The following is a 1,518-nucleotide window of genomic DNA, read 5'->3' as shown; positions in this document are numbered from 1 at the left end:
ATCTGTAAGCGGATATCGAAGGGCGCTTTCCAGCCGGGACCAAACACCCCCACCGGCGCGGGTGTTCTGGTCCGGTAGCTGCTGTAGGCGCGGGAAAGAATAAACGGCAGCGGGCCGGGCAGCGCAATGTCCGTCTCGCCCGGCAGCACCTTTGCACCCAGCACCGGGTTCACCGGGTTGCCATAATTTGGACTGTCCTTTTTTTTAGGACACACCGAGCAGGCAACCCCCGTCGGCGCGCCTATCAGCACCCCTGCTGAACCCTGCACAATATCCAGTCCCTTGCGGGTCATGTCGCCCTGCCGCGCCGCCGGTTTTCCGCTCATTCTCACTCCCTTATATTTATACCACTAACAATAAAAAAGCCCTCAACAAAACATCACCAACATATATTAACGATATATTTTTATTTGACTAAAATAATTTCCTTATCGACTGCACCGCCAAAATCAGGAGCACCTCGAATAAAATCCAGCGTCTGGTTAATTAATTTATCAATATTACCTGATAAATTTTCAGGAATGATGCTAGATATATCTTCAAGCTCACAACCAGAATCTATAATGTCAATTAAGTTTTTAGAGTGCGATGCAGCATTCAATGTTTTTGACGTAGATGGCTTAAATATAAAACCTTCTGCCTCATCTATAGATATTGCTTTTTTTCAATAGAATATAAAACACCCAACACTAAAAGACTGATAAATTTCTCTGCGTGTTCATTGCTAATACTATAATCAATTCTCATTATAAATTACTCCAATAAGGTTTTACTTTTACATTAAATACTCGACCACTCTGACTTTCAAAATAGTGAATGGACACTTTTCGACCTGACGCATCAAATCCATCTTTATAAACTTTACTCTATTTTCCTGAATCTACTTTACGTAATTGTTTCAATAACTGCTGATCCTTTACAACATTCCTTGTAGTGCCATTTTGGACATTCCTAAACCCTCTGGGATACTGAGGAGCATCCTTAATAGACCTGTAGGTATTTCTTATTTCGCCATCCTCATCTGGCTCCCACCCTCCCGAACCTCCTGTACTGCCACTGCCCAAACAGTTCTTCTCTTCATCCGTCAAATCCTTCCCGACATTTGGATTCTCTTTTGATGAATCATCATTTCCAAACACGCTGGAAAAAGCACCATAGGGATCTCGCCAGAATTCCATTTGACTTTGTGCATTTAATAATTCGGCTTCACCCCGCATCTCCATACTTTTCTCAATCGCATCCCCAACAGCCTCGCGATTGTTGTATATTACTATACCACCACCAATAACCACCGCTCCAACTGCCGCACCGACTAACATCCCTGGAGGGCCTCCTACCCAGGGCAAGATTACGAAAGCCCGCTCCCCGCAAGGACTGACGCCAGATAGTTCCTGTCCATGGCTGCTTTTCGCATCTTACGTCTTAACCCTGCCTTGAATACCTTATCATTCGTCAAAATATTAATAGCAATGTGCCGTATCCCTGAAAATAATTCTGCTGCATTTCCTCTTCTTATTT

General features: G+C 43.9%; 3 protein-coding genes and 1 pseudogene. All 4 read right to left on the bottom strand.

Annotation, left to right across the window (positions count from 1 at the left end):
- The coding region (locus tag ACJHXA_RS23815) for a DUF6531 domain-containing protein (protein ID WP_044858378.1) at positions 1-326 on the bottom strand (326 nt) is incomplete at its 3' end.
- Positions 327-406: 80 nt separating this feature from the next.
- Positions 407-601 carry a DUF3969 family protein gene (locus ACJHXA_RS23810; protein WP_000990552.1) on the bottom strand — a complete coding sequence of 65 codons (195 nt, stop codon included), beginning with the start codon at positions 599-601 and terminating at the stop codon, positions 407-409.
- Positions 602-866: 265 nt separating this feature from the next.
- Positions 867-1,319, bottom strand: a complete 453-nt coding sequence (locus ACJHXA_RS23805; protein ID WP_000960005.1) for a hypothetical protein — start codon at positions 1,317-1,319, stop codon at positions 867-869.
- A 29-nt stretch (positions 1,320-1,348) separates the two neighbouring features.
- Positions 1,349-1,518: pseudogene (locus tag ACJHXA_RS23800) on the bottom strand (ISAs1 family transposase); the annotation flags it as partial.

The organism is Escherichia sp. WS33 (assembly GCF_046486385.1).
In the GTDB taxonomy this organism is placed as follows: Bacteria; Pseudomonadota; Gammaproteobacteria; order Enterobacterales; family Enterobacteriaceae; genus ECMA0423.
Note: the sequence above shows the minus strand (reverse complement) of the source record. Positions and strands in the feature narration are given on the sequence as shown.

Bases quoted from the DNA above. Each gene is read 5' to 3' on its own strand.
- ACJHXA_RS23805 (WP_000960005.1), bottom strand. From the start codon at position 1,319: ATGTTAGTCGGTGCGGCAGTTGGAGCGGTGGTTATTGGTGGTGGTATA.